Source organism: Halanaerobaculum tunisiense (assembly GCF_054657635.1).
The window spans coordinates 1-24,520 of sequence record NZ_BAAHYI010000012.1; the positions used below are offsets into that span (position 1 = coordinate 1).

Sequence of the window (24,520 nt, forward strand, 5' to 3'; positions counted from 1 at the left end):
AAAGATAACCTAATAGGTTATCTCTAAAATAAAGTTACTAGTTCTTTATACCAAGTGCAGTGGTTCCTATAGCATTATCGCTGCTCCATTGAGGATCGGCAAAATATAAATTAGCTTCAGCTTGTAATCTATTATGTAATCTGTCTCTAATATACTGATTAGCTGCTACTCCACCTACAATCAATACATCTTTTAATTCTTCGCCTTGAATAGCATTTTTTAGCACTTCCTGTAAACTATCAGCAATGGCTTGTTGGACTGCTAGAGCAATATTAGCTTTCTTCTTTCCTTGCTCAATCAGTCGCATGGCTGCAGAAGCAGGTCCAGAAAAGCTAATCTGATAATCTTGGACTGCAGTAGGAACCTCTACAGCACCTGCCTTACCTTCTTGGGCCAACTCCTCTAAGTCTGGGCCAGCTGGAAAAGAAAGACCTAACTCAACTCCTACCCGATCTACAAATTGCCCAGCATGTAGATCCTCACTTCCACCTAAAGTAGCTACCTCAAAGCCTATCTCTTCTGGAACTGAAGTTACTTTTAATAACTCAGTAGTTCCTCCGGAAATATGTACTGCTAGAAATTCTTGAGCTTCTAAAGAAGAAGACCAAACTCCGGCCTGGAGGTGTCCTTCCTGATGAGATACTTTCACCAAGGGGATATTTAATGTATTAGCTAGAGTCTTGGCTTGGCTCTCGCCTACTCTAAAGACAGGTAGATAGGAATCCTTATTAGCCCGTGGTCTATCACTGACTACCACTTTAGTCAGTTCTTGATCTGTTTTCTCGAGCACTTTCTTAATTACTGCTGGTAGCTGATTAATATGCTGAAAGACTGCCTTAGATTGACGTAGACCTCTTTGTCCTTCGGCTACTTTTAGTAACTCTCTAGCTTGAGTTACTAATCTACCTGTTTGCTTCATTAGAGCCACAGAAGTAGTATAATTACTAGTATCAATTCCTAAAATCAAGATTACTCCTCCTTACTTAAATCTAACTCATCAGCTAATCTACCTAATGCTCCATTAACAAACTTAGCTGCTTGGTCATCACTAAAACTTTTGGCTAATTCAATTGCTTCATTAATAGAAACAGCAACAGGAATATCAGCTTCATATAACATCTCATAAAGAGCTAATCTGATAACACTTAACTCCACCTTCCCTAATCGCTCAATCTTCCAGTTGGATATATTATCATCTATCATCTGGTCTAACTCATGCATCTTATGGTAGGTTCCTTCAATTATATCAGATAAAAAGCTACCTCTAAGGTTTAATCCTGGTTGTTCTTCATGTAGTTTCTCTAAATTACTAACTAATCCTTCCTTATTGATATCAGCTTGATATAAAAACTGGACTGCAATCTCTCTAGCTTGGCGTCTATTAATCTGTTGTTCCATAATCTTCCTCCTCTATATGATTTATAATTGAATCGATTACAATATTTATTTTACCACTAAATAAATGATGTATTATTGATATAATACTTCACTTTTTTAATAAAAAGTAATCAGCAAAAATTTAACAGCTAGTTCGGAAAAGCTACAAAGTAGCTTTTTTCCGAGTAACTTTTATCAAACTATAAAAGTTACCAAAAGATTTCAAGGAAGAACAATCAATGTTTTCTGCCAATAAAAAAATTACTATAATATTTAGGCAATCTTAGTTAATATATTACTTGCTGGTTTTAATTATAGGGCACTGATTGTTCTCTGATAAAAAATTAAAATCATCTTAATATTCTTTTAAGTTTTTTGAATTTAAAGCTTTTGGCACATAGCTCACAGCTCACCCTACAGGTCTAGAAAACAGACCTTCCGTAATAAAAACCATTTACAGATAGCTGTGGCACGAAAGTGCCACTTTCCCTATTCTTGCGAAGGAAAAATCTCCTCTAGAACATCTTTAACATCTTTCTGATTATCATAACGAGCTCCTAAATAATAACCAAGACCCATACACATCATAATAAAAATCGCAGGAATAACTCCAAAACTAATAATTAGTATAGCAGCTAATAATCCTAACACTACCCCTAAAATTCGTCCTCTATAATCACGAAATAAGGCCAATATCTGTTCTAAGTTGTCAAGTTTGGCCACTATTAACACCTCTTTTAGTCTAGGATAACATCTTTAGATTCCTGTGTACGACTAACTTCATTAATCAAAATTTCTACTTGCTCCACCTGAGCTCCTGTAGAAGCTTGAACCTGCTCTTTAACTTGTGCTTGTAACTGCTCTCCTAACTCAGAAACATTAGCTTGAGAGATAATTGCTAAATTTAATACTATACTAACTCCACCTTCTATAACCTCAACATTAGTCTTAATCTCCTTAGCATCTACTTCCTGATTAACTATCTCTGTTGTTAATCTCTTAATTGCTTCTAAACTAATTTGGATTGTTCCTAGATCACCATGAGCAATTATAGTCTGTTGTGGACTTTTTCGGTGCGGTAAAAACAACTGGAGAATCCGAAGAGAAATTAAAAATAGCACACCACCTACAATTCCTGTTAACTGTAAATCCTGATTAAGTAACTCTATCACAACTGAAGTATCAACCCAACCTAAAGTTAACCCTATCATAGATAGAGAAATAACAATCGACAGTACAGTAAGCAGCAATACAAAAAAACGGTCTAAATACTGCATATCTAATCCCCTTTCTACAACCAAATATCTTAAAGTTCTGTTACCTTCATGCTTAACAAATAGCATTCACTAATCTTAAAAACTTATTCCAACTAAGAAGAAGAAAAAAGCTAACTCAAAAAGAGTTAGCTTTTAAAGAGTTTAGCTTATTTTACTAATTATCTAACTCGAGGTAATTCAGTAGCTTCTTCTGGTTGTTCTGTCTCAGCAGTCTCAGCCTCTGTTTCTTCTTCCTCTTCTGTTTCTGTTTCGAAACTGACTCCCTGCACATGAACATTAACTTCTACTACATCTAGTCCCGTCATGTTTTCTATAGCTTGCTTAACATTGTCCTGAATCTGCCAAGCAATCTCTGGGATCTCAACTCCATACTGCATGATCACATATAAATCTACAGCAGTTTCTACTTCTCCTACATCAACTTCAACACCTTTAGATAGATTCTTACGTCCTAACATCTCAGCAATACCACCAGCTAAACCACCACTCATACCTGCTACTCCTTCAACTTCAGTAGCAGCTAAACCAGCAATAATACTAACTACTTCATTAGCAATCCGAATAGCACCTACACCATTTTCCTCTTCTGCCATATTGCTGCCTCCTTTTTATTAAGACTTAGTCTTCCTACTCTTCATCAGAAAAATGCTTAGGAATAAACCCAGTATTAAATGTCCCAGCAATAAACTCATCATTCTGTAATACTTCCCGATGGAAAGGAATAGTAGTCTTAATGCCTCCAATTTCAAATTCATCTAGAGAACGTAACATTCGCTTCCGCATAGTTTCTCTATCTGCGCCCCAGACAATCAACTTAGCTACCATAGAATCATAGTGAGGCGGAATCATATAATCAGGATAAGCAGCACTATCAATTCTAACTCCTAAACCACCAGGCGTAATATATTTTTCAATTTTACCAGGCGATGGTCTAAAGTCTTTAGCTGGATCTTCAGCATTAACTCTACACTCAATTGCTGCTCCTTCAATCTCAATATCCTCTTGTGTATATCCTAACTCTTCTCCAGCAGCAATTCTAATCTGTTCTTTAACGATATCAATGCCAGTTACCCATTCTGTGACTGGATGTTCGACCTGGATTCTAGTATTCATCTCAATGAAATAAAAGTTATCATGCTTATCTAATAACATTTCAACAGTTCCAGCATTATAATAATCTACACCTTCAGCAGCTTTAACAGCCGCTTGGCCCATTTCTTGTCTTAATTCCTCATCTATTGCTGGAGAAGGAGCTTCTTCTATTAACTTCTGATGGCGCCGTTGAATAGAACAGTCTCGCTCTCCTAAATGAACTACATTACCATGTTCATCAGCTAAAATCTGGAATTCAATATGCCGCGGATCTTCTACATATTTTTCTAAGTATACTTCAGCACTACCAAAAGCAGCTTCTGCCTCTGAACTAGCAGTCTGGACTGCATTAGCTACTTCCTCTTCACTATGAGCAATCCTCATCCCACGACCTCCCCCTCCAAAGGAAGCCTTGACAATAACTGGATAGCCAATATCCTCAGCCCTAGCAATAGCTTCTTCCTTACCAGATAAAGTTCCTTCAGTCCCTGGTACTACTGGTACCCCAGCCTCAATCATAGTTTCTCGAGCTACAGATTTATCTCCCATCTTAGCAATCGATTCAGCTCTAGGGCCAATATATTTAAACCCACATTCAGCACATACTTCAGCAAAGTGAGCATTTTCTGATAAGAAACCATATCCCGGATGAATAGCATCAACATTAGCTATCTCTGCTACACTAATCAAACTAGGAATATCAAGATAGCTCTCATTAGAAGAAGCTGGGCCAATACAATATGCTTCATCGGCATATTGGACATGTAAAGCATCTTTATCAGCTTCAGAATAGACCGCTACTGCTTCAATATCTAATTCATGACAAGCTCTAATAATTCGGACAGCAATCTCGCCTCGATTAGCGACTAATACCTTATTAAACATTCTATCACTACACCTCACAGTTTATAACTATCTAATTTATTTTTCACTCAATTTAAAGTTAATATACTACTATAATCTTTCCACTATAAATAATGGCTGACCATACTCAATTGGTTCGCCATCTTCCTCTACAATATCAACAATCTTACACTTAAACTCAGCTTCAATTTCATTCATTAACTTCATAGCCTCAATAATACAGACTGTATCTCCCTCTTCTACAACATCTCCGACTTCTACAAATGGATCAGCATCAGGAGATGGACAACGATAGAAAGTACCTACCATTGGAGCTTCGATTTCTTCGCCCTCTACTTCAGTAGATTCTTCAGTCTCTCCTGTAGTTTCTTGCTTAGTAGTTGCTGGAGTGGACTGTACTTCCTGAGTAGTAGTTGGTTGTTGGACAGGAGCTGCTTCAGTAGTAGCCCCCTGCGTGACTACTTGACCTCCTTGATCTTTCTTAATACTTACCTTTGTTCCATCATCTTCTAGATTAATCTCTGCAATATCAGTTTCATTCAGCATTTCAACTAATTCCTTGACGTCTTTAAGTTCCATATCTTCCTGGGCCTCCTCATTAATTTCTTCTTGTTGTGGCTCTTCTTCACCAAAAATGTCTCTTTCTTTTTTTCTTTCTTTTAAATATTTTAATCCTATTTGTGGAAATAATGCATAAGATAGATAATCTTCTTCTTTTTCCACATATTGTTCAACTTCATCTTTTATCTTATCCAAAGTCGGCTCTAATAAATCAGCTGGCCGACAAGTAATTGGCTCTTCCTCACCAATTGCTTGTTGTTGTACCTCCGGATTAATCTCTGCTGGAGGTTGACCATAATAACCTTTAATATAAGATTTAACTTCATCAGGAATAACTTTATATCGCTCCCCTAATAAAACATTAAAGACAGCTTGCGTTCCTACAATCTGACTTGTTGGGGTTACTAATGGCGGATAACCTAAATCTTCTCTTACTCTAGGAATCTCATTTAATACATCATGGATCTTATCTAAAGCATCCTGTTTTTCTAATTGAGAAACTAAGTTAGAGATCATACCTCCTGGTACTTGATGAGAAAAAGTCTGCATATCAGTAATCTTAGTAACTCCTCGATTAAAGCCACGCTTCTTTCTGATTCTTTCAAAGTAACTATCTATATCAAATAATAGATCAAAATCTAGACCTATATCATACTCTGTATTCTTCCAAATTGCATTCATAGTTTCTATAGGTGGCTGGGAGGAACCAAAAGCTAAAGATGCAGTAGCAGTATCAACTACATCTGCTCCTGCTTCTACTCCTTTAAGATAGGTAGAAATAGCCATTCCACCAATATAATGACTGTGTAACTCAATCGGAATATCAACCTTTTCTTTAAGAGCTGATACTAATTCATAAGCTCGATAAGGCTTTAGTAAACCTGCCATATCTTTAATACAGATCGAATTGGCTCCCATCTCTTGTAAAGTTACAGCAGTCTCTAAATAGTGCTCAACAGTATGCACTGGACTAATAGTATACACAACAGTAGCCTGAATATGCTTCCCAGTTTCTTTAACTGCTTCAATAGCTGTTTTCATATTTCTAACGTCATTTAAAGCATCGAAAATACGAAAAATATCTATTCCATTCTCTGCTGCTTTATAAACAAATTCCTTTACTACATCATCAGGATAATGTTTATAACCAACAACATTCTGCGCCCTTAATAACATCTGTAAGGGAGTCTTAGTTATATATCTATTTAATAATTGTAACCTCTCCCAGGGATCCTCATTAAGATAACGCATACAAACATCAAAAGTTGCCCCACCCCAAACTTCCATTGCACTGTAACCCACTTGATCCATTTTTCCAATTATTGGTAACATATCCTCAGTTCTCATTCTTGTCGCCCATAAGGATTGATGAGCATCTCTTAAAGTGGTATCAGTAATTCTTACTTCTTGACTCATACTTCTCCCTCCTAAACTACTCTTTTATTTGTATTCTATAAGAAAAATCAAACTCCTTTTTCTTACTTAATCTTATACTTAAATCTATACATTTGTTATTATAATTTATTAACCTCTCTATTTAAAATAAAAAACCCAGGTTAACGAAGATTTCACCTGAGTAATAGAGTAACGTGTTCTATAATTATATCTTTTTTAAAATATTTTGTCAATTTATTCGGGTTTCTTTTCAATAATAGTAACCTCTTGGCGAGGAATATCAGTCGTATTAATTACTATATCCCCTATCTTAGCTGCATCTTTTCTTTCTAAACCTTGCGTAGCAATTACTACTTCCACAGAATCATCATGAATAAAAGCAATTCCATCTTCATACCCTCTAGCTCTAATTAAACTTTCAATCTCCATCTCTTTTTCAATATTATTAGTTATATTCAATAATAACTCTTGAGCCTGCGCCTTTAGCTCTTTATCAGAATTAGGATTATTAATCATCTCGCGTAATAAATTAATCTGTTCACTGCGAGCTTGATCACGTTCAACTCTATACTCTACAAAAAAATCTTTACTATTCTTTTGCGCCTGTTGTTCCACTTCAGCTACCTCTAGTGATTCAGCAGCTTCTAATTCATCTTCTGGAGTCTCCTCAACCTGCTTTTTGGTTTCGATATCAACCTTGGAAGAAACTTCTGCTAACTGATTTTTCTGAGGAGTTTGGTGCAAAATTACTGCCGTTACCATACCTACCCAAACCATGAGTACCAAAAACCAACCTGCTCTCTTCTTTAACTTCCTATTACTCCAAATATTAACTTCCATCTTATCTCCTACCTTTCTTTTGGTAATACTGAAATTTTATAACTCGGAACTCCTAAACCTACTTTGACTGCTTTAATCAATTTAGCTTTTACATAAGAATTATGAGCTCCTTCAGCAACAATCAGGACTCCTCTAATTTTAGGTTTAATCTTCTTTTTAACTACTGCTTCTTCGCTACCTCCCTGATTAAGAACAACTAACTTATCCTCTACTTCTTTCTCTACTGTTTTTCTAGTCCCTCCCTGCTCATCTTCTTCTACTACATCCTTATGAGAACTATTATTATCACGAGCATAAATACGTTCTACTCCTGTATCCAAAGTTACATCAACCTGTACTTGACCAGTATTAGCAACAGAAGATAATATTTGTTCTAATTCTCCTTCTATCTTTTCTTCTACTGAAATATTATCAGTTGACTGTTGATTACTAATTTCCTTAGAAGTAGTTGGACTAGAGGAAGTAAAGTTACCAGTAAAATCACCTAATAAAATAAAAACCATTCCGGCTAAACCTAACAACAATAAAGTTTTAGGTTGGGCCCAATTATCTTCACCACTAAAGAATTTTTCTAACATTACTTCACCCCTTTCTAGTCTAATTTTACTTGAACTTGGTCAGGAGTCAGATTGTATAAAGTAGCTATTGCCTCTTGCACTTTATGCTCCACTCTTGGACTTGGCTTGGACTCCTGCTGCGAAGATGATAAGTCAACTTCTATAGGTTCTACCCTGTCCTCACTACCTACTATTGTAACACTAGCTAGATTATTACTCTGGTCTAACTTAACATCTGTTTTAATATCCTCTAAGTTAGAATTTAATTTAACAACTGCAGTTATCTGCCGGACTAAATCTTGTTTGTAATTCTGTTGGGCTTGTTGATTATTTTCCTGTTTTAGTTTTTGACCCTGCTCAACTATCTGCTCCCAAGAAGGCTTTTGATTATCAATCAAATTAAAACTAGGCTGTCCTAATCCTTGGTTAGCTAATCTTAAAACTGGGTTTAAAATCATCAAAATAACAAAAAAACCCACAACTACTTTCACATACTTCTGCATTTTACTACTAGGTAATAGTAATTCAATAAAATGGGCCACCAAGATTACTAGGACTAAATTTCTAATCCAAGCCTTTAACATCTCCATAACTAATCACCTCATCATGACCGAAAAATTAGCAGTCCCAACCACAATAATAATTACTACAAAGAACATAACTCCTACCACAGCTACTGCCCCAAAAATAAAAAATAAATTCTTAGCTAAGATATTGAGACAATTTACGATCTGTTGATCACTAACAGGCTGAATAGTGGCAGCAGCAAACCGATAGATCAAAGCTAGGGCAATTATCTTAATTACAGAAAAAGAACAAAAGACTAAAATTATTAAAACACTAAAGATACCTAATGCGTTCTTAATCAATAACGATCCACCAACTACAACATCTAAAGCATTAGCTAAAAAGCTACCTACTACTGGAATAAAATTACCTGTTAAATACTTAGCTGTTCTAATAGTTACTCCATCACTAACAGTAGCTACTGTTCCTTGGGTTACAATAGTAGCTAAGAAGATAGTAGTAACTACACCTAAGCCTCCCATAGCAAATTGTCGTAAGAGACTAACTAAACCTGATATCTTAAAACTCTCCGAGATATTATCGACTATATCCAAGACAGTAGAAAAGAAAAGAAAGGGAAAGACTACATTCCGAACTACTGAACTTAAAGTATTAATTATCAAAAAAGTCACTGGATGAAATAAAGAAGCTGAAGTTAAATTTCCAATACTGATTAATAAGGATAATAAAACAGGCACAATAGCATGCATCACACCTACCATATCGCTAATTGTCTCCCGGCCAATAGTTACTGCTACCTTAAAAGAATTAAGAGCTATAATAGCTAATACTAAATAGATGATTCCGTTAGTCAATTGACTAATTCTAGCTTGGGCAAAATTAGCCTGGAAATTCTTAAGTACTGCTACAATCATTGCTAACACAATTATCTTGCCTAGCAACTTACTATTAACGAGTAGCTCATCAAATAGATAACGCAGTAACCCTTGGAGCACCTGAGAGAACTTATTTTGAAATCCCTCTTGACTGAAGAGACTGATAATATCTCTTAACTCTAGAGGAGGTAAATAGTCACCAGCTTCTTTATTTAGCTTGTCAACCTCTTTTTCTAACTCACTTAAATCCAAGTTTTGGAGTTGGCCCTCAATTATCTGACCAGGTTCTTTGCTAGGTTGCTCATTTGCAGCTTGGGTAGGAACTACTAAGATAAATAGTAAACAGAACACCAGAAATAACTTCTTCATAATTACCACGCCTTTAAGGTAGAAGTTGTAATACTGATTCTAAAACAGCCATCATAATAGGTAGTCCTAAAATCATAATTAAGACTTTACCAGCAAACTCTATCTTAGAAGCTATAATCCCCTCATCAGCATCACGAGATATTTGAGCTCCAAATTCTGCAATATAAGCAATTCCGATTGCCTTCAAGATAGTATTTAGATAAATTTGATCAATCTGAGCCTTAGTAGCTAACTCACGTAGAGTATCAATAATGACAATTATCTTATTCAACATAAAGATAAAAATAATCAATCCAACCACTAAACTTAGCTGGAGAGCTAATTCTGGCTTATACTGTTTTAAAACCAAAGCAAGTATAACCCCTACTAATCCCACGCCTACAATCTGGACTATAGTCTCCATAGTCTGCACTCCTTAAAAGCCAAAGATACTACGAATATTAGAAAATAATTGATCAATCAACTGGATAATAACCATTAACACAATAATAACTCCTACTAAAGTCAACATCTGAGCCTGTTCTTCCTTTTCTGCCTGTTTAAGTACCATATTAAAGACTGAAATCAGAATCCCTAAGCCTGCAATTTTAAAGACTAAATCTATATTCATCATTTGACTTCTGCCCCCCTGATTAAACAGACTGAATCAATCACAAAATTAAAATCACTATAAATGCTCCTCCTAAAACTCCTAAGTAACGCCATAACTTAACTTTCTTTTGTTGTTCATTACTAGCTTCTTGGTAAAGATCATCTATGTAATCCTGGGCCAAACTCAAATACCTTAATTGGTCCTCACTAGTTGACTGACCTAAATTACAGCCTAGATTGACTAACACTTCCCGATCTTCTTCTTCTAAAACAGTATCAACAAGCACCTCCTGGACCGCTTGTTGCCAAGCCTCTTTTGCTGTTAAGCCAGTCCTTAATCCTGTTTGGGCCTGACTAAAAAAATCAGCAAGTGGTGCTTCTAATTCTGTTGCTATTTTTGCAAAAGCTTGGGGTAAAGGATTGACTTCATAACTTACTTCAGTTTTTAATAATTGCAAAGCTAACTTGACTTGTTTTAACAGCCGAGTCCGTAAAACAAATTCTCTAGCCTTTAAAAATCCTAAACCACTACTACTTACAACAATCAATAAAACTCCAATTAACTTCACTGACTTCCCTCCTAACGCTTGATAACCCTTTCTATTGTACCTGGGCCTTGCCGTCTACTTAAAATAATCATCCGCTGAAAAGTATTTCTTTTAAATAAACCTTGTAAACTAGGTCTAGACTGTACTTCAGCTAAGCTACTACCATGGACAGTAGTCACTATGCGCACCCCAGCATGTAAGGCTTCTTCTAAAATATCAACATCTTCTTTAGTACCTATCTCATCGGTAGCAATTACGTCAGGAGACATTGATCTAATTAACAATAAGATCCCCTCTGGCTTAGGAGCCCTATCCAATAAATCAGTTCTAATGCCTAGTTCATTCTGGACTACTCCCTGATAAGCCCCACCAATCTCTGATCGTTCATCAACGACTCCTACCTTTAACCCCTTAAATCCTAATCTAGCGACTCCATCACTAATCTGGCGGACTAAATCCCGTAGTAGAGTTGTTTTACCACATCTTGGCGGGGAAATAAGTAAAGTATTATGGATATCCTGGGATCTACTAATCACCTGGTTAATCACACTATCAGCTGCCCCAATAACCTCTTGACAGATCCGAATATTCAAGCCTGAAATATGTTTAATCCGTTCAATACCTGTTTTATTCCTTACCACTTGACCTACTAGGCCTACTCTATGTCCTCCAGGTAGTGTTAGGAAACCAGATCTTAATTCATCTTCTAGAGCATATAACGAACTATTAGTCATTAAATTTAAAGTTTCTTGGATATCCTCTTTAGTAATTTCATATGCTTTACTAGTTGTAGTTATTATCCGCCCTTGTTTATTAACCATTAATTCCTGCCTAGTTGTCTCCAACAATAACGGCTGATTAGCTCGCAATCTGATCTCTACTAGATCCTCTAATCCTCTCTGGGCAACTTGTCTAATTATTGCTTGTAAATGAGAAGCCAAATTAGGTAGGATACTCTGTTCTAAAATCTGAGTTACCTGCACAGATATCACCTCAACTATTTAAGCATATTAAATACCTGGTAAAAATATGAATAATAAATAAAAAATCACAACAAAAAATAAAAAAAGCAACCAATAACGGTTGCTTAATCACCTAAATAATATTTAATATGCTTTTAAACTCTTTCTGCGTACTCACAACTTCTAGTATCTATCTTTAGTACATCTCCTTCTTCAATAAATAAAGGCACTTCGATTTCAGCCCCAGTTTCAACAGTTACCTGCTTAGTACCCCCTGAAACTGTATCTCCCATCACTGCCGGAGGAGCGTCAGTAACTTCTAATTCTACAAAAGTAGGTAATTCTACTCCAATTGGCTTGTCTTGATACATTTCTACTTTAATCTCTGAATTCTCTTTAATAAACTGAGCAGCATCACCAATTTGATCTTGATTTAGACTAATCTGTTCATAGTTCTCTTGATCCATAAAGACATAGCCTTCCCCATCCTGATATAAAAATTGAAATGTTCTAGTATCTATGTAAGCTTGTTCAACCTTCTCTCCTGATTTAAACCGTTTATTAATTGTTTGACCAGTTTCTAAATTTTTTAGCTCAGTCTGTAAATAAGCCCCGCCTTTTCCAGGCTTAGTGTGGTCATAACCAACGATTTTATATAACTCACCATCTAATTTAATAGTCAACCCAGTTTGAAAATCTTTAGTAGTAATCATTATTTTACCTCCCTAAAAAGTTTGCCCAATATTCATTCTAACCTGTGTTCCTTCCTCAGAATGACCAATATCACCACGAACAATTATATCATCATTAAAGTAATATTTCACACCTAATCCACCACTATAATGCATATCTTCAGTAAACAATTGACTATTGAAGCTATTACTTACTCGACCTGCTTCAGCAAATAAGGTTCCTTGTAAACCAGATAATAGATAATCCATTGGAAATCTGAATTCGGCTTGATATAAGGCAGAATGATTATCATAAAATCTATAATAACGATAACCTTTCATAGTATTTAAATTACCTAATAAGGCCATATCAAAAAAAGGTGCTGGCGTATAAACTTTAGCATCAGGTTTGCCTGTATAAAGCTTTTTTAAAGCAGTTCGTTCTTCATCGAGCACATCAGTACCTGAAACACTCTGCGTTCTAAATCTAAAAGCTAAAGTAGAGTTAGCAAAGACTGGAATATATTTTCGAGCATCAAAAGTTAGTTTAGTATAATCCCAATCATTTTCATTATCATGGCTTAACAGATTTAAACTCTTTTTAGCTTTAGTAATAATCTTATGACCTTGGCGAGGATTTTTTTGATTATCAAGCTCCTTATTTTCCCAGGCTAAAGAAACTGTATCAGATTTATAATCTCTCTGTTGACTAGTCAAGATTTCATACGCATATTCAGTAATAATAGAATTATACTGATCAAGTTCATAGGTTAAATTGACTGCTGCTCGATTATTCCATCCTTCATACCTTTGGTACCCATCTAATGTATCAGCAGAAATCTCTTGATTAGGACTATTATTACCCACGCCCCCTACATTAATCTCATTATACTTAATAAGACTTAAATTCCCACCTAACTTCCACTTATCTGTTAGATTATAATCTCTAATCTGAGTAAAGGAAGTAAAAATACCAGTACTTGGGGAGATCAGATTAACTGAAGTGAAATTGGCCCCCTTATCAAATAAATTAGAGTCATAAAAGAATTCTCCTGCCATTAATCCCCCTTCACTGATATAGGAAACAAAAGGAACCTTTCCCGATTCTCCTTCCATTTTCGGGCCAACAACCTCCCGAACACTAGCTACAAAATCTTGCTTGGCATTAACATTAGGACTGATAACTAACATTATTAATATAAAACTAACTACTAATCTTGTCCTGATTTTTCTTCTAACCTGCATTATCATTACCCCTCTCTAAAATTATAATCTTAGTGTAACTTCTTGTTACTCATTACTAAATGACTATAAGCTCTTTTTCTGACTCAGTTAGAATTTGACAGCCATCCTCAGTAACTACTACTATATCTTCAATTCTAACTCCACTCCAGTCTGGTAGATAAACTCCTGGTTCTACAGTAACTACCATCCCTGGTTCTAAAACTGTATCATCACGCCACGATAATTTAGGTCCTTCATGAATTCCTAAACCGACTCCATGTCCTAGACCATGACCGAAATAATCCCCATAACCAGCGGTAGAAATTATATCTCGAGCTACCTGATCTATCTCACTAGCTTTCTTACCAGCCTTAATTGCCTCAATAGCTTTCTTTTGAGCTTTTAAAACGAGATTATAAATTTCTTGTTGCTTATCAGTAGGTTCTTGGCCCACTACTACAGTACGCGTCATATCAGAATGATATCCTTGATAGACACAGCCAAAATCCATAGTAACAAACTCACCTGTTGCAATTTCTTTTTCACTAGCTACCCCATGTGGTAAAGCAGAACGAGTCCCGGAGGCAACAATAAAATCAAAAGCTTTAGCACTGGCACCATGTCGTTTTAGCCAAAATTCTAATTCTAAAGCTATCTCTTCTTCTTTCTTACCTGCAGCTAGTTCAGTACAGATCATACTAAAAGCTTGGTCAGTTAATCTCACAGCCTGTTGTAGTTTATTAATTTCTCCTTCTTCCTTAGTCAACCTTAACTGCTTAACTAAGTTCTGAGTAGCTTGGAGATCAACTTCTAATTTATTTTTATATTTAAGATAAGTACTATAATCCTCATATTTAGCTTCAAAACCTAACTCTTCTACTCCTAAATCAGCTAACAAATCGGATAATAGATCCAATTTGTTCTTTTTAAACTCTACTACCTGATAACCACTAGTCTCTTCTTTAGCCTGAGCTGTATAACGAAAATCAGTAATTAAAATAGCTTCTTCTAACGTGATTAGTACTGTTCCTGCTGTCCCAGTAAAGCCTGTCATATAACGTCTATTCTGAGGATCATTGATTAATAGTGCCTCAATCCCCTTTTCCTCTAAGAGATCTCTTAATCGCTCAATTCTAGCTTGCATAATTATCACTCCTATTACATTAGCAGTATATAATTCACAGTTATAATATACAGTTGATAACAAAAAATAAATCTTAATCCATTGTAGTATTATCGATATAAAGTGTAACTTTTATAGTTTACTAGGTAATAGTTTTCTCACTTTCTAATTTTTTTCAAACTCATCTAGAGCTCACTGCTTAAAAATAAGGCTAATCTAATTTAATGTCCTACAAATTAGATAATCCAAGCCTTATTTTTACTCCAATTCGCTAAGATTCGTTACTAAAAAATTAAAATGTCATTGTGAAACTCTTACCTAGTAATTAAAATTAGAACAATCAGTGCCCCGAATAAAATGAGGAAATACTCTTGGGTATGGACTAATATTCTTTGCTATCTTTAGTAACTTTTTAACAGTAGAAAGCATTGATTGTTCTATACTTGAAATCTTTTGGTAACTTTTATATTTTAATAAAAGTTACTCGAAAAAAAGCTACTTTGTAGCTTTTTCGAAATGGCTGTTGAATTTTTATTGCTAACTTTTTATTAAAAAGTTAAACATTATATTAATTTAATTACTTGTTGTAAAGCTAGAGTATAACTATCAACTCCAAATCCAGAAATCTGTCCTGTAGCTACTGGAGCAATTACAGATTTATGTCTAAATTCTTCTCGTTGATAGATATTACTCAAATGAACTTCTATAATCGGCACTTCTACTGCTGCTAAAGCATCACGAATAGCAATACTATAATGAGTAAAGGCGCCTGGATTAATAATAATTGCTTCTATTCTCTGTTCTAGGGACTGGTGAATAATATCAATCAACTCTCCTTCACTATTAGACTGAACTATCTTTAGTTCTAAATTATTTTCGGAAGCAATCTCGCGCAAAGACTGATTAATATCCTCTAGAGTTTTGGCCCCATATACTTCTGGCTCTCTAGTACCTAATAAGTTTAAATTTGGCCCGTGCATAATTAATATCATCTATCTTCCTCCTAACTCTGTTAGTGTTTCTCTTAACTTAATATCTGCTATATCAGAAGTAATACTTACCTCACCAATTTGGTTAGCTAAAATAAACCTTACTACTCCATTCTGTACCTTTTTGTCCTTAGCCATGGCCTTAATAATTCGGTCCTTACTTATTTCTTGGTAAGATACTGGTAACCCAAAATCTTTAAGAAGTTTTCTGTGCCGTTCTACAGCACTTTTATCCAGTAAATCAAGTTTACCAGCTAATTTAGCAGCAGCAATCATTCCTATTGCTATCGCCTCCCCATGGCGATAACGTTGATAATTAGTAACTGCTTCTAAGGCATGGCCAACTGTATGCCCATAATTTAAAATAGCTCGCAAACCCTCTTCTCGCTCATCCTGAGCTACTACTTTAGCCTTTATCTGACATGATCTTTTGATTAAGTGAATTAAAGCTGTCCTCTCTAAATTTAAAATATCAGTTTTATTCTGTTCTAAAAAACTAAAGAAATCTTCATCCCAAATCACACCATACTTAACAACTTCCCCTAAGCCAGCTTTTAATTCTCTTTCTTCTAAAGTATGTAATACTTTTTTATCGGCTACTACCAATTGTGGTTGATAAAAATCACCGATTAGATTTTTACCTTGGGGATGATTGACAGCTACTTTCCCCCCAACACTGCTATCAACTTGGGCCAATACTGTCGTAGGCACCTGCACAAAATTAATCCCCCGCATAAAACTAGCAGCAATAAATCCTGCTATATCACCTACAACCCCACCACCTAAAGCTACAATAGTAGAGCTTCTATCTAATCCACTCTCAACAGCCTGATCATATAAATCACGAGCAGTAGCTAAAGATTTATACTCTTCTCCATCAGGAATTAAAGCTTTTTCTACCTCAAAACCAGCTTTACTAATAGCTTGTTCTACTTCTTGCCCATATAAACTATCAACTAAGGGGTTAGTAATAATTAACACTTTAGAGCCTATCTCTAATTCAGTTAAGTAATCACCGAGATTTTGTAGTATATCTTCACCAATCTTAATTTGATAACTTCTGTCCTCTAAATCAACCCCAACTGTCTCCATCCTATCCCCTCCCAATAACTAATTTACGGTTTAATTCTTAATTGTTCATTCTCCATTATTTCCTCCACCACTTCTACTACTGATAATCCAGTGGTATCTATCTGATAAGGAGTACAATCATATTGTTCCTGTCTTTGCTTTAACATACTCTTAATTTTTGCTAACGGATTTTCTACGTCTAATAAAGGACGATTATCATCATCTTGAGTCCGCTGTAGTATTTCTTCTGGGGTAGCTTGGAGTAAAATAACGATTCCATTCTCTTTTAAATAAGCAATATTTTCTTCTCTCAGCACTATTCCCCCACCAGTAGCAATTACTTGGCTATCCTGCTGAGCTACTTGAGCAGTTACTTCTGTCTCTAAATCTCTAAAGTAGGCTTCACCATCCTGGGCAAAAATAGTAGGTATCTTTCGACCATCACAGGCTATAATTTGCTCATCTAAATCTACAAATTGATAATCCAATCTTAGGGCCAACTTCCTACCAACAGTACTTTTTCCTGTTCCCATAAAACCGATTAATGCTATATTCATTTTTATTACCTCTGCTCTAACATTTCTAAAAAGTTTTTATAATTAGCCTTAACCTCCTCGATACTATCGCCACCAAACTTAGCCAGACAAGCTTTAGCTAATTCAAAAGCTACTACTGCCTCACCTACTACGCTAGCTGCTGGTACTGCTGTTACATCAGATCGTTCTACACTAGCCTTAAATTCTTCTTTAGTCTCTAAGTCAACTGAAGCTAAAGGTTGATAGAGAGTAGGAATTGGTTTCATTGCTGCCTTGATAACAAGTGGTTCACCATTACTCATTCCACCTTCAATTCCTCCGGCATTATTAGAGCTTCTAAAGAAACCATCATTATAACCTATTTCATCATGGACTTGGGAACCAGGTGCTTTAGCAGCCTCAAATCCTAAACCAACCTCTACACCTTTAATAGCTTGAATACTCATTAAAGATTGGGCCAACTTACCATCTAGCTTTTTATCCCACTGCACATGCCCTCCTAATCCAGCTGGTAACTTAGTAGTTCTGACTTCAAAAATCCCACCTAAAGAATCACCTTGCTCTTTACAGTCATCAATTTCAGCTATCATTTGGTTAGTAGTTTCTTGATCAATACATCGCACTTCAGATTGAGCACTCTTGTTTTTAATCTCTGCAAAATCAGCTTGATAATCAGCTAGTTCTACGCTACCTAATTGAATAACATGACTTGTTACTCCAATATCCAATTCTTTTAATAAAACTTTAGCTATTGCTCCAATAGCTACTCTAACAGCTGTTTCTCGAGCGCTGGCCCGCTCTAAAATATTACGTAAATCAGCTTGATTATATTTTAAAGCCCCTGCTAAATCAGCATGCCCCGGGCGAGGTTTAGTAACTTTAGGCTTAACTCGTTTGATTTTATCTTCTTTTTCTATCTCTACTTCAGTCTGATCATAGCCACAATCACCAAAGGGGGCTAATACTTCTTCCCAATTCTCCCAATCATCATTTGTAATTTGGAGAGTAATTGGACTACCTAACGTTTTACCTCCTCTAATCCCCGATAAAATATCAATTAAATCAGTCTCAATCTGCATTCTCCCCCCGCGACCATAACCACCTTGTCGTCTAGTTAATTCCCGGTTAATATCTTCTGGTTTAATCTCTAAATTGGCTGGTACTCCTTCTAAAATTCCTGTAATTGCTGACCCATGTGATTCTCCTGCCGTTAAATAACGCATATTTGCCTCCTCTATACTCTATATTAATTAGTAGTGGCATTATATCAGATTTATAAAAAAAAATCAGGCCTAAAATAAATTAAATAGTATTAAATCAATAATCTGCCACTTGAAAAGTGAATTTATATAATTGCTCTTCCTTTTTAAGCTTCATCTTTTCAGGTTTCATCTCCACTAACCGATATCCTTTAATCCTCTCTCCTACCTGTAATATATAACTCTGGGACTGATCTTTAATAATAACCAATTGTTTATCCTGATTTTTGATCAGACCTGTTACCTCTAGATCAAGTTGTAACTCTTTTACTTTAGGCTCTCTAGAAGTAGTTTGGTTAGCTGTTGAATCAGCTTCTTTCTGGTTATTATTTCTTTTTTTGTCGCTAGTAGATTGATAAACAAATTCAGCTGCTTGATCTTGACCACTTAAAAAAGGAGATTTTCGAGTAGGAATCTTATCGTATAAAGTTGCTGTTTTAAATTCAGGGTAGGCTGATTGAGGAGGAGGCTGAGTAACTTCTGGAGCACTGGTTTTTGGTTCTGTACTTGGAGAGCTAGAATAAAATACTTGCGTCCCGACCACAACAACTGCTAGTAATAAAACCACTAAACTAATAACTTGTTTATTCTTCATTTCGATCACTAGCCTCAATAGCATACACAACAACTACTAACTTAGCCTCCAATATCTCCTGAGTAGAGGAGAATTTTAGATTAGCAAAACTAATTAAATAATTTAACTCCTCTAATCCTGACAAAAACTGAACAATATCTTGGTAATCACCTGTTATAGATAATTCAAGAGGTAATTTAACCACTTCATCTTCCTTAGTCTGCTGTTGAGGAGCTAATTGTTCTAGTTTAACTTCTGATTCTGTAACTAGCTTTTCTATGGCCGTTAAAATCCGGGCCAACTTTAAATTCTGAGTCTGGATTATCTTGTTTGCTGGTAGCGAATCTGCTTGGAGTGTAGTCTCTAGTTGGTTAATTGTACCCTCTAGGTCAGCTAACTTCTGTTGTTGAGTATTCAATTCTTCTTCTCTAGCTTCTAGCTGGCTTAAACTAGGGCCAACTACTCCCCCGTAAGCTACTAATATTACTATAACTAGTAACAATAAAATTAATTTAGTCTGGCTCATAAGCCAACCTCCCTGTCAACTGAAAATCAACTTTCTGTTCCTGATAGGAATTAGAGGATAGATCTACTTCTTGAAAATAGGGATACAGATTTACTCTCTCTAAGGTCTTAATTACTTGCCGGTTAGTAGTCCCTAGCCCACTAACTAATAATTTATCTTGCTCAATAATAAATTTGGTTAACCAGACTTGTTGCGGAATAACTAACTTTAAATCCTTAACTACTCGGGAATAACTAATATCATTAGTCACCTGCTGCAAGTTTTGATACCGCTTTATTTTACTAACTTTAGACTTTAGTTTCTTCTTCTTAGCTACTAAGCTCTTCTGTTCTTGTTTTATCTGCTTTAATTGAAGTTCGTAATCAGCAATTAACTGCTGACAATAAAAATTTATGCCCCAGGTAATCCCTAAGATGATAACAACTACTAAACTACTATAACTAATAACTTTCCTCTTTCTTCTCTGATCGGTAATCTCTTCTGGGAGCAACTCAATCATTATCTACTCTACCTCGCAAAGCCAACCCTAAACTAATAGCTAGCTGAGGTAATTTGGCCTGTACTAACTGAGGAGCCATATCTTGCGGAGCAAATTGAATTTGAGGCATTAAATTAAAGAGTCCTACTTCTAACTCTAACTTATCATCTAATACTTCCACTAATTTTTGTAAATCAGTTCCTCCAGTAACTAATAATGAGGATAAGTCTCCTTGGTAATCCAACGAACGTTCTAGCTGTAAATTAAATCGAGAGAAGTCTCCTTCTTTCTTAGCTTGCTTAATCAACTTACTTCTCTTAACATTGAAATAACGCCGAAAAGAAAATTCGCCTCGGTTAAAGATAACCAACTCAGCAACTGTAGCTTCTAAATTCAAAATAGCTAAATGACGGCTAGTCAACTTTTCCTCTCCTACTAATCTACTTAAGACTAGTGGACTAGCTGCTACAGAGACAACTTGAAATCCAGCCTGAGCTAATAATTCTATCTGCTCAAAAATAACCTCTCTATTTGCTGCTACCAACATCACAGTCAATTCTTCCTGACAGTCCAAAACTTCGTAATCCAGTACTACTTCCTCGGGTGTGACTGGAAGATAGTCATCTGCCTGCCAGTTAATGACTTCAGCTAAATTATCTCTTAGGTGAGCGGGAAGATTAATTTTGCGGATTACTAACTGAGAACCATGGATCCCAACTACTACCTGATTAGTCCTAAAATTAGATTTCTCCTTAATTGTAGCCAATTGGTCAGCTAAATCTGGTTTAATTTTCTCTAACAAATATTTACGCAACTTAGGCACTGGCTCAGCCGGTAGTAACTCCACAATTTTAAGTTGTTGCTCACCTAAATTAACTCCTAACGGCAATTTAGGTTTAAACCAGGACAACACAGCTTAACCCCCTTCTTCTAAATTAATAATCATTTGTTTAGTTACTTGCTGGTCAGGCAGGATAACTCTAACTGTTACTTTAAAGATTTGGGAAGTAACTTTACTGCCCTCTTTTAGATCCTGATAAGTACTGTCTCCAATTCCTGAAACATCCTCAATCTTACTAACAGCTGTAAAACAATCATCTTCTCGATGATCAACTATTTCAGCAGCTAATCCTTCTCCAATCTCAGGCAGAGTAACTAGCACCTCTGCTGGTGCAGTATTCAGATTAATCTTACTATCCCCAATTACAGTTAAATACTGCTTAATAGTTGCATAAGTCTCTGGACCAATCCCTTTAATTTGTTTTAGCTCCACTAAAGATTGGTAAGGTTTATTAGCTACTATTCTCTCTCCTAATTCAGCTCCGATTTCTGGTAAAGCCTCTAACTCTTCTTGACTACTAGAAGCCAGAGCTAACTTACTACTTTCAGCTACTATTTCTTGCACTCTATACTCCAATTCAATCTCCCCCGCCTCACGGGGATTAGTCAAGGCTTGATCTCCTGTAATCTGCGCAGACAATTCTTCTAATTTAGCTTGAGTAATATAATCTACTTCTGTTAACTTAGTTTTCACTTTCTGACTAGCTATCTCTAGCAGTCCTTCAGTTAAATAATAATTCTCAATCTGTTGCCTATAGTTAGTAGTAATTATAAATTCATTCTCCACTAATCTAGTCAGACTAGGAACTAAAATTCCTATAGCAAGCAAGACCACCAAAGTAACTAATAATACATAACCATCTTCCTGCCGACTGCTAATTACCAATTATACTGCTCCTCTTCTAGTTGAATAGCTGTCTGTAATGTTAACTCTGTCTCCTGATTAGCTATCTGTAAAGAAATTAGTAGCAGACTAGCTTCCGTTAGGCTAAACTGCAGATTAGAAATCCGCTGACTAAGCAAATTCTGTTGGCTACTAATGTATAACCCTACCTCTGGTTGATAAGCTATAGTCTCTAATTCACCTTCCTGATCTCGAAAGGATATACTATGAGAATTAATATCTGTAATCTGAATTGCTTGCTGTAAGTATTTAACAATAGTATTCAAGCTCACTCTCAGCTCCTGTTCTAAAACAACTTGTGATCTGTAAACAGAGTATACCTCTAATATAGAGTGGTTAATAGTTACTAAAGAACTAATAACCAAACCACTAATGGCTAACAAAATCACCACTTCTAAGAGCGTAAATCCAGCTTCAGTTTGCACATCATCACACCTTTAAGGAGAAATAACTGTCACCAAAGTAGCCTTAAGATCTGTTTGATAATAGACCTTACTAACTACTTCTTTTAAGTTAGGTTGTAACTGATTAACTTCTATCTCGTACTCAAATTCAGAAAAATGATCTATTGGACAAGAGGTTACTGGAATAAAAGTAACCTCTTGAAAATCCTGAGCAACTGCTTCGTTTAATTTCCACCGAGCTAAATTAATAGCTTTAGTCTCTAATTGAGCTTCTGTTACCTGCTGCCCACTAGCTAACAAAGAACTTACTAGAGGAAGTAAAACACTGCCTATAATTGCAATTACAAAAACAACTTCTAATAAACTAAACCCAGCCTTATTATCTCTCACTCCACTCACCTACTTAACTGTTAACTGGCCAGCATTAGAAGAAAAAATAATTTCTCTACTAGTTAAATCAGCTAACTGGAGTATCACCCTGCCGTTGGAACCATCTAAATTCCCTAACTCCTGAAAAAAGATAGCTTTATGTTGCCCTAAAGTTGAATCGTACTGGCTAAAGGTAACTTGAGTTAAGTTAACTTCTTCTAAGGATATTCTTTTAACTACCTGGGGCTGAGACTTGGATTTGACCACTAGATACTGATTCTGGTCTGGTTTAAAGACTATTCCGTACTGCTGGTCCTGACTGATTGTTTGCTCTCTAGCAAATTGAAAATCTGTAACTAGATTATTAACGGCAGTAGTTAACTTTAAGTGCTGAAGATAACTAGTGAACTTAGGTATCCCCATTGTAGCTAAAGTAGAAAGAATAGTTATTACCAATATGATTTCTAGTAATGTAAAACCAGCTTCTTGTTCTCTCATCTAAATCCCATTCACTAAATTAAACAAAGGTAACATAACAGAAGTAATAATCAACAAAACTACCCCACTTAATAACAAAATTGTTGTAGGTTCTACTAGAGAAACTAATACTTCTAAATCATACTCTAGCTTTTCTTGATAATAATCTGCTACCTGAAGTAACATCTTATCCAATCTACCTGTTTTTTCTCCTACTTTAACCATCTGGACTAGTAATTCAGGAAAAATCTCTTCTCTGGCTAATAGTTGACTAAAAGATTGACCTTGTTCTACCTTCGTATGGACTCTAGTGATCTTTTCTTTAACCACTTGATTAGTAATTACTCCCTTAAGCTGGCGCAATCCTACTAACAAATCACTCCCTCCTTGTAACATAAATCCTAATACTTGCGTTAGATGGATAAGAGAGACTAGCAATAATATCCTGCCTAGCCCAGGACAAGATAAAAGCAGATAATCAAACCGCCATCGACCTGATTCACTTCTAAAATAAATAATTAATCCACTAACTAATACTCCACCTGCACCTAACAACCACACCCACTGCTGTTGAATAATTTCTACTGCTTGCAAAAGATATCTAGTTACCCAAGGTAACTGCAGATTGTAATCAGCAAATAAATTTCTGAAGTTAGGTAAAATAAAAGTAACCAAGAAGATAATAACAGCTAAACTAGTAAGCAAAATAAATACAGGGTAAACCAAAGTTGACCGCAACTTATGAATTAATTCTGTTCGCGCTTCAAAATAAGTAGCTAACTGCTCCAAAACCTGTTCTAAAATGCCTTCTTCTTCTCCAATTGCTATTAAATTAATCATTAAAGGAGGAAATACAGCATCATGCTTAGCTAATACTTGAGCCAGAGACTTTCCTGCCTGAACCTCCTGTTCTACCTTAACTAAAACTTCTTTTAGTCTCTGGTTAGTCATTTCTTCTGCTAAAATAGAAAGTGTTGCCACTAATGATAATCCAGCCGCTAATAAAGTAGCAAACTGCCGACTAAATAAAGCTAACTCTTGGCTACTTACCCTATTTAATTTTGGTAGCCAATTGCTAAAACTAAACTTACTAGCTGCTTCAATACAAATGATATAGTAGTTACGAGTCTTTAACTTCCTAACCACCTGACCTTTATCCTCAGCCTTGATCTTTCCTTCTCTCTTTTCACCTGCTTTAGAGACAGCTTGGTAATAAAACTCCACTAGTTATCAACCACC

Annotated in this window: 31 protein-coding genes; all 31 read right to left on the reverse strand. The window is 35.7% G+C overall.

The window, feature by feature from the left end; genetic code table 11:
• Nucleotides 1–37: 37 nt before the first annotated feature.
• The 31 genes from ACYQ3D_RS10165 to ACYQ3D_RS10315 all read right to left on the reverse strand — a co-directional run bounded on the left by ACYQ3D_RS10165 (nt 38) and on the right by ACYQ3D_RS10315 (nt 24,505).
• Nucleotides 38–967 carry a Kae1-like domain-containing protein gene (locus tag ACYQ3D_RS10165; RefSeq protein WP_459838257.1) on the reverse strand — a complete coding sequence of 310 codons (930 nt, stop codon included), beginning with the start codon at nt 965–967 and terminating at the stop codon, nt 38–40.
• 2 nt (nt 968–969) lie between these two features.
• Nucleotides 970–1,398 carry a transcription antitermination factor NusB gene (gene nusB / locus ACYQ3D_RS10170; RefSeq protein ID WP_459838258.1) on the reverse strand — a complete coding sequence of 143 codons (429 nt, stop codon included), beginning with the start codon at nt 1,396–1,398 and terminating at the stop codon, nt 970–972.
• Between the two features lie 468 nt (nt 1,399–1,866).
• The gene (locus ACYQ3D_RS10175) at nt 1,867–2,100 is read right to left on the reverse strand and encodes a DUF2273 domain-containing protein (protein WP_459838259.1); all 234 of its coding nucleotides are present in this window, start codon (nt 2,098–2,100) and stop codon (nt 1,867–1,869) included.
• Between the two features lie 14 nt (nt 2,101–2,114).
• A complete protein-coding gene (amaP, locus tag ACYQ3D_RS10180; protein WP_459838260.1) occupies nt 2,115–2,654 on the reverse strand; it encodes an alkaline shock response membrane anchor protein AmaP in 540 nt (179 codons plus the stop codon).
• 158 nt (nt 2,655–2,812) lie between these two features.
• Complete coding sequence (locus tag ACYQ3D_RS10185) at nt 2,813–3,247, reverse strand: Asp23/Gls24 family envelope stress response protein (RefSeq protein WP_459838261.1); 435 nt, start codon at nt 3,245–3,247, stop codon at nt 2,813–2,815.
• Between the two features lie 34 nt (nt 3,248–3,281).
• Entirely contained in the window at nt 3,282–4,631 is a 1,350-nt protein-coding gene (gene accC / locus ACYQ3D_RS10190; RefSeq protein WP_459838262.1) for an acetyl-CoA carboxylase biotin carboxylase subunit, read from the reverse strand.
• Nucleotides 4,632–4,700: 69 nt separating this feature from the next.
• A complete protein-coding gene (gene accB / locus ACYQ3D_RS10195; RefSeq protein WP_459838263.1) occupies nt 4,701–6,587 on the reverse strand; it encodes an acetyl-CoA carboxylase biotin carboxyl carrier protein in 1,887 nt (628 codons plus the stop codon).
• Between the two features lie 213 nt (nt 6,588–6,800).
• On the reverse strand, nt 6,801–7,406 hold the full coding sequence (locus ACYQ3D_RS10200) for a SpoIIIAH-like family protein (RefSeq protein WP_459838264.1): 606 nt from the start codon (nt 7,404–7,406) through the stop codon (nt 6,801–6,803).
• Between the two features lie 8 nt (nt 7,407–7,414).
• Entirely contained in the window at nt 7,415–7,984 is a 570-nt protein-coding gene (locus ACYQ3D_RS10205) for a hypothetical protein (protein WP_459838265.1), read from the reverse strand.
• Between the two features lie 14 nt (nt 7,985–7,998).
• A complete protein-coding gene (gene spoIIIAF / locus ACYQ3D_RS10210) occupies nt 7,999–8,553 on the reverse strand; it encodes a stage III sporulation protein AF (RefSeq protein WP_459838266.1) in 555 nt (184 codons plus the stop codon).
• A 6-nt stretch (nt 8,554–8,559) separates the two neighbouring features.
• Nucleotides 8,560–9,735: a stage III sporulation protein AE gene (spoIIIAE, locus tag ACYQ3D_RS10215; protein WP_459838267.1), complete on the reverse strand. Its 1,176-nt coding sequence runs from the start codon at nt 9,733–9,735 to the stop codon at nt 8,560–8,562.
• 13 nt (nt 9,736–9,748) lie between these two features.
• Nucleotides 9,749–10,138: a stage III sporulation protein AD gene (gene spoIIIAD, locus ACYQ3D_RS10220; RefSeq protein ID WP_459838268.1), complete on the reverse strand. Its 390-nt coding sequence runs from the start codon at nt 10,136–10,138 to the stop codon at nt 9,749–9,751.
• 12 nt (nt 10,139–10,150) lie between these two features.
• Nucleotides 10,151–10,345 carry a stage III sporulation protein AC gene (gene spoIIIAC / locus ACYQ3D_RS10225; protein WP_459838351.1) on the reverse strand — a complete coding sequence of 65 codons (195 nt, stop codon included), beginning with the start codon at nt 10,343–10,345 and terminating at the stop codon, nt 10,151–10,153.
• Nucleotides 10,346–10,385: 40 nt separating this feature from the next.
• Entirely contained in the window at nt 10,386–10,895 is a 510-nt protein-coding gene (gene spoIIIAB, locus ACYQ3D_RS10230; RefSeq protein WP_459838269.1) for a stage III sporulation protein SpoIIIAB, read from the reverse strand.
• An 11-nt stretch (nt 10,896–10,906) separates the two neighbouring features.
• The gene (spoIIIAA, locus tag ACYQ3D_RS10235) at nt 10,907–11,857 is read right to left on the reverse strand and encodes a stage III sporulation protein AA (RefSeq protein ID WP_459838270.1); all 951 of its coding nucleotides are present in this window, start codon (nt 11,855–11,857) and stop codon (nt 10,907–10,909) included.
• Nucleotides 11,858–11,991: 134 nt separating this feature from the next.
• Nucleotides 11,992–12,549: an elongation factor P gene (gene efp / locus ACYQ3D_RS10240; RefSeq protein ID WP_459838271.1), complete on the reverse strand. Its 558-nt coding sequence runs from the start codon at nt 12,547–12,549 to the stop codon at nt 11,992–11,994.
• A 12-nt stretch (nt 12,550–12,561) separates the two neighbouring features.
• Nucleotides 12,562–13,752 (reverse strand): BamA/TamA family outer membrane protein, encoded by a 1,191-nt coding sequence (locus ACYQ3D_RS10245; protein ID WP_459838272.1) that lies wholly within the window; start codon nt 13,750–13,752, stop codon nt 12,562–12,564.
• 55 nt (nt 13,753–13,807) lie between these two features.
• Nucleotides 13,808–14,875, reverse strand: coding sequence for a M24 family metallopeptidase (locus ACYQ3D_RS10250; RefSeq protein ID WP_459838273.1), 1,068 nt, complete (start codon nt 14,873–14,875; stop codon nt 13,808–13,810).
• Between the two features lie 542 nt (nt 14,876–15,417).
• Nucleotides 15,418–15,846, reverse strand: coding sequence for a type II 3-dehydroquinate dehydratase (gene aroQ / locus ACYQ3D_RS10255; protein WP_459838274.1), 429 nt, complete (start codon nt 15,844–15,846; stop codon nt 15,418–15,420).
• Complete coding sequence (aroB, locus tag ACYQ3D_RS10260) at nt 15,847–16,935, reverse strand: 3-dehydroquinate synthase (protein WP_459838275.1); 1,089 nt, start codon at nt 16,933–16,935, stop codon at nt 15,847–15,849.
• Nucleotides 16,936–16,958: 23 nt separating this feature from the next.
• The gene (locus tag ACYQ3D_RS10265; protein ID WP_459838276.1) at nt 16,959–17,471 is read right to left on the reverse strand and encodes a shikimate kinase; all 513 of its coding nucleotides are present in this window, start codon (nt 17,469–17,471) and stop codon (nt 16,959–16,961) included.
• A 5-nt stretch (nt 17,472–17,476) separates the two neighbouring features.
• A complete protein-coding gene (gene aroC / locus ACYQ3D_RS10270; protein ID WP_459838277.1) occupies nt 17,477–18,673 on the reverse strand; it encodes a chorismate synthase in 1,197 nt (398 codons plus the stop codon).
• Nucleotides 18,674–18,767: 94 nt separating this feature from the next.
• Nucleotides 18,768–19,304 carry a hypothetical protein gene (locus tag ACYQ3D_RS10275; RefSeq protein WP_459838278.1) on the reverse strand — a complete coding sequence of 179 codons (537 nt, stop codon included), beginning with the start codon at nt 19,302–19,304 and terminating at the stop codon, nt 18,768–18,770.
• On the reverse strand, nt 19,294–19,809 hold the full coding sequence (gene pilO, locus ACYQ3D_RS10280) for a type 4a pilus biogenesis protein PilO (protein WP_459838279.1): 516 nt from the start codon (nt 19,807–19,809) through the stop codon (nt 19,294–19,296). Before pilO ends, ACYQ3D_RS10275 begins: the two co-directional genes overlap by 11 nt.
• On the reverse strand, nt 19,796–20,308 hold the full coding sequence (locus tag ACYQ3D_RS10285) for a PilN domain-containing protein (RefSeq protein WP_459838280.1): 513 nt from the start codon (nt 20,306–20,308) through the stop codon (nt 19,796–19,798). The genes pilO and ACYQ3D_RS10285 overlap by 14 nt, the downstream gene beginning before the upstream one ends.
• Nucleotides 20,301–21,200, reverse strand: coding sequence for a type IV pilus biogenesis protein PilM (gene pilM, locus ACYQ3D_RS10290; protein ID WP_459838281.1), 900 nt, complete (start codon nt 21,198–21,200; stop codon nt 20,301–20,303). The genes ACYQ3D_RS10285 and pilM overlap by 8 nt, the downstream gene beginning before the upstream one ends.
• A 3-nt stretch (nt 21,201–21,203) precedes the next feature.
• Nucleotides 21,204–22,013, reverse strand: a complete 810-nt coding sequence (locus tag ACYQ3D_RS10295; protein ID WP_459838282.1) for a helix-hairpin-helix domain-containing protein — start codon at nt 22,011–22,013, stop codon at nt 21,204–21,206.
• Nucleotides 22,007–22,456 carry a PilW family protein gene (locus ACYQ3D_RS10300; protein WP_459838283.1) on the reverse strand — a complete coding sequence of 150 codons (450 nt, stop codon included), beginning with the start codon at nt 22,454–22,456 and terminating at the stop codon, nt 22,007–22,009. Before ACYQ3D_RS10300 ends, ACYQ3D_RS10295 begins: the two co-directional genes overlap by 7 nt.
• Nucleotides 22,457–22,468: 12 nt before the next feature.
• Nucleotides 22,469–22,825, reverse strand: coding sequence for a type II secretion system protein (locus ACYQ3D_RS10305; protein WP_459838284.1), 357 nt, complete (start codon nt 22,823–22,825; stop codon nt 22,469–22,471).
• 9 nt (nt 22,826–22,834) lie between these two features.
• Nucleotides 22,835–23,302: a GspH/FimT family pseudopilin gene (locus ACYQ3D_RS10310; protein ID WP_459838285.1), complete on the reverse strand. Its 468-nt coding sequence runs from the start codon at nt 23,300–23,302 to the stop codon at nt 22,835–22,837.
• Nucleotides 23,303–24,505, reverse strand: a complete 1,203-nt coding sequence (locus ACYQ3D_RS10315; RefSeq protein ID WP_459838286.1) for a type II secretion system F family protein — start codon at nt 24,503–24,505, stop codon at nt 23,303–23,305.
• Between the last annotated feature and the right edge of the window lie 15 nt (nt 24,506–24,520).

What these genes read in the sequence shown, in the direction of transcription:
- nusB (WP_459838258.1), bottom strand. Translation starts at nt 1,398, where the DNA reads ATGGAACAACAGATTAATAGACGCCAAGCTAGAGAGATTGCAGTCCAG.
- amaP (WP_459838260.1), bottom strand. Translation starts at nt 2,654, where the DNA reads ATGCAGTATTTAGACCGTTTTTTTGTATTGCTGCTTACTGTACTGTCG.
- ACYQ3D_RS10185 (WP_459838261.1), bottom strand. Translation starts at nt 3,247, where the DNA reads ATGGCAGAAGAGGAAAATGGTGTAGGTGCTATTCGGATTGCTAATGAA.
- accC (WP_459838262.1), bottom strand. Translation starts at nt 4,631, where the DNA reads ATGTTTAATAAGGTATTAGTCGCTAATCGAGGCGAGATTGCTGTCCGA.
- accB (WP_459838263.1), bottom strand. Translation starts at nt 6,587, where the DNA reads ATGAGTCAAGAAGTAAGAATTACTGATACCACTTTAAGAGATGCTCAT.
- ACYQ3D_RS10200 (WP_459838264.1), bottom strand. Translation starts at nt 7,406, where the DNA reads ATGGAAGTTAATATTTGGAGTAATAGGAAGTTAAAGAAGAGAGCAGGT.
- ACYQ3D_RS10205 (WP_459838265.1), bottom strand. Translation starts at nt 7,984, where the DNA reads ATGTTAGAAAAATTCTTTAGTGGTGAAGATAATTGGGCCCAACCTAAA.
- spoIIIAF (WP_459838266.1), bottom strand. Translation starts at nt 8,553, where the DNA reads ATGGAGATGTTAAAGGCTTGGATTAGAAATTTAGTCCTAGTAATCTTG.
- spoIIIAE (WP_459838267.1), bottom strand. Translation starts at nt 9,735, where the DNA reads ATGAAGAAGTTATTTCTGGTGTTCTGTTTACTATTTATCTTAGTAGTT.
- spoIIIAD (WP_459838268.1), bottom strand. Translation starts at nt 10,138, where the DNA reads ATGGAGACTATAGTCCAGATTGTAGGCGTGGGATTAGTAGGGGTTATA.
- spoIIIAC (WP_459838351.1), bottom strand. Translation starts at nt 10,345, where the DNA reads ATGAATATAGATTTAGTCTTTAAAATTGCAGGCTTAGGGATTCTGATT.
- efp (WP_459838271.1), bottom strand. Translation starts at nt 12,549, where the DNA reads ATGATTACTACTAAAGATTTTCAAACTGGGTTGACTATTAAATTAGAT.
- ACYQ3D_RS10245 (WP_459838272.1), bottom strand. Translation starts at nt 13,752, where the DNA reads ATGCAGGTTAGAAGAAAAATCAGGACAAGATTAGTAGTTAGTTTTATA.
- ACYQ3D_RS10250 (WP_459838273.1), bottom strand. Translation starts at nt 14,875, where the DNA reads ATGCAAGCTAGAATTGAGCGATTAAGAGATCTCTTAGAGGAAAAGGGG.
- aroQ (WP_459838274.1), bottom strand. Translation starts at nt 15,846, where the DNA reads ATGATATTAATTATGCACGGGCCAAATTTAAACTTATTAGGTACTAGA.
- aroB (WP_459838275.1), bottom strand. Translation starts at nt 16,935, where the DNA reads ATGGAGACAGTTGGGGTTGATTTAGAGGACAGAAGTTATCAAATTAAG.
- ACYQ3D_RS10265 (WP_459838276.1), bottom strand. Translation starts at nt 17,471, where the DNA reads ATGAATATAGCATTAATCGGTTTTATGGGAACAGGAAAAAGTACTGTT.
- aroC (WP_459838277.1), bottom strand. Translation starts at nt 18,673, where the DNA reads ATGCGTTATTTAACGGCAGGAGAATCACATGGGTCAGCAATTACAGGA.
- ACYQ3D_RS10275 (WP_459838278.1), bottom strand. Translation starts at nt 19,304, where the DNA reads ATGAAGAATAAACAAGTTATTAGTTTAGTGGTTTTATTACTAGCAGTT.
- pilO (WP_459838279.1), bottom strand. Translation starts at nt 19,809, where the DNA reads ATGAGCCAGACTAAATTAATTTTATTGTTACTAGTTATAGTAATATTA.
- ACYQ3D_RS10285 (WP_459838280.1), bottom strand. Translation starts at nt 20,308, where the DNA reads ATGATTGAGTTGCTCCCAGAAGAGATTACCGATCAGAGAAGAAAGAGG.
- ACYQ3D_RS10310 (WP_459838285.1), bottom strand. Translation starts at nt 23,302, where the DNA reads ATGAGAGAACAAGAAGCTGGTTTTACATTACTAGAAATCATATTGGTA.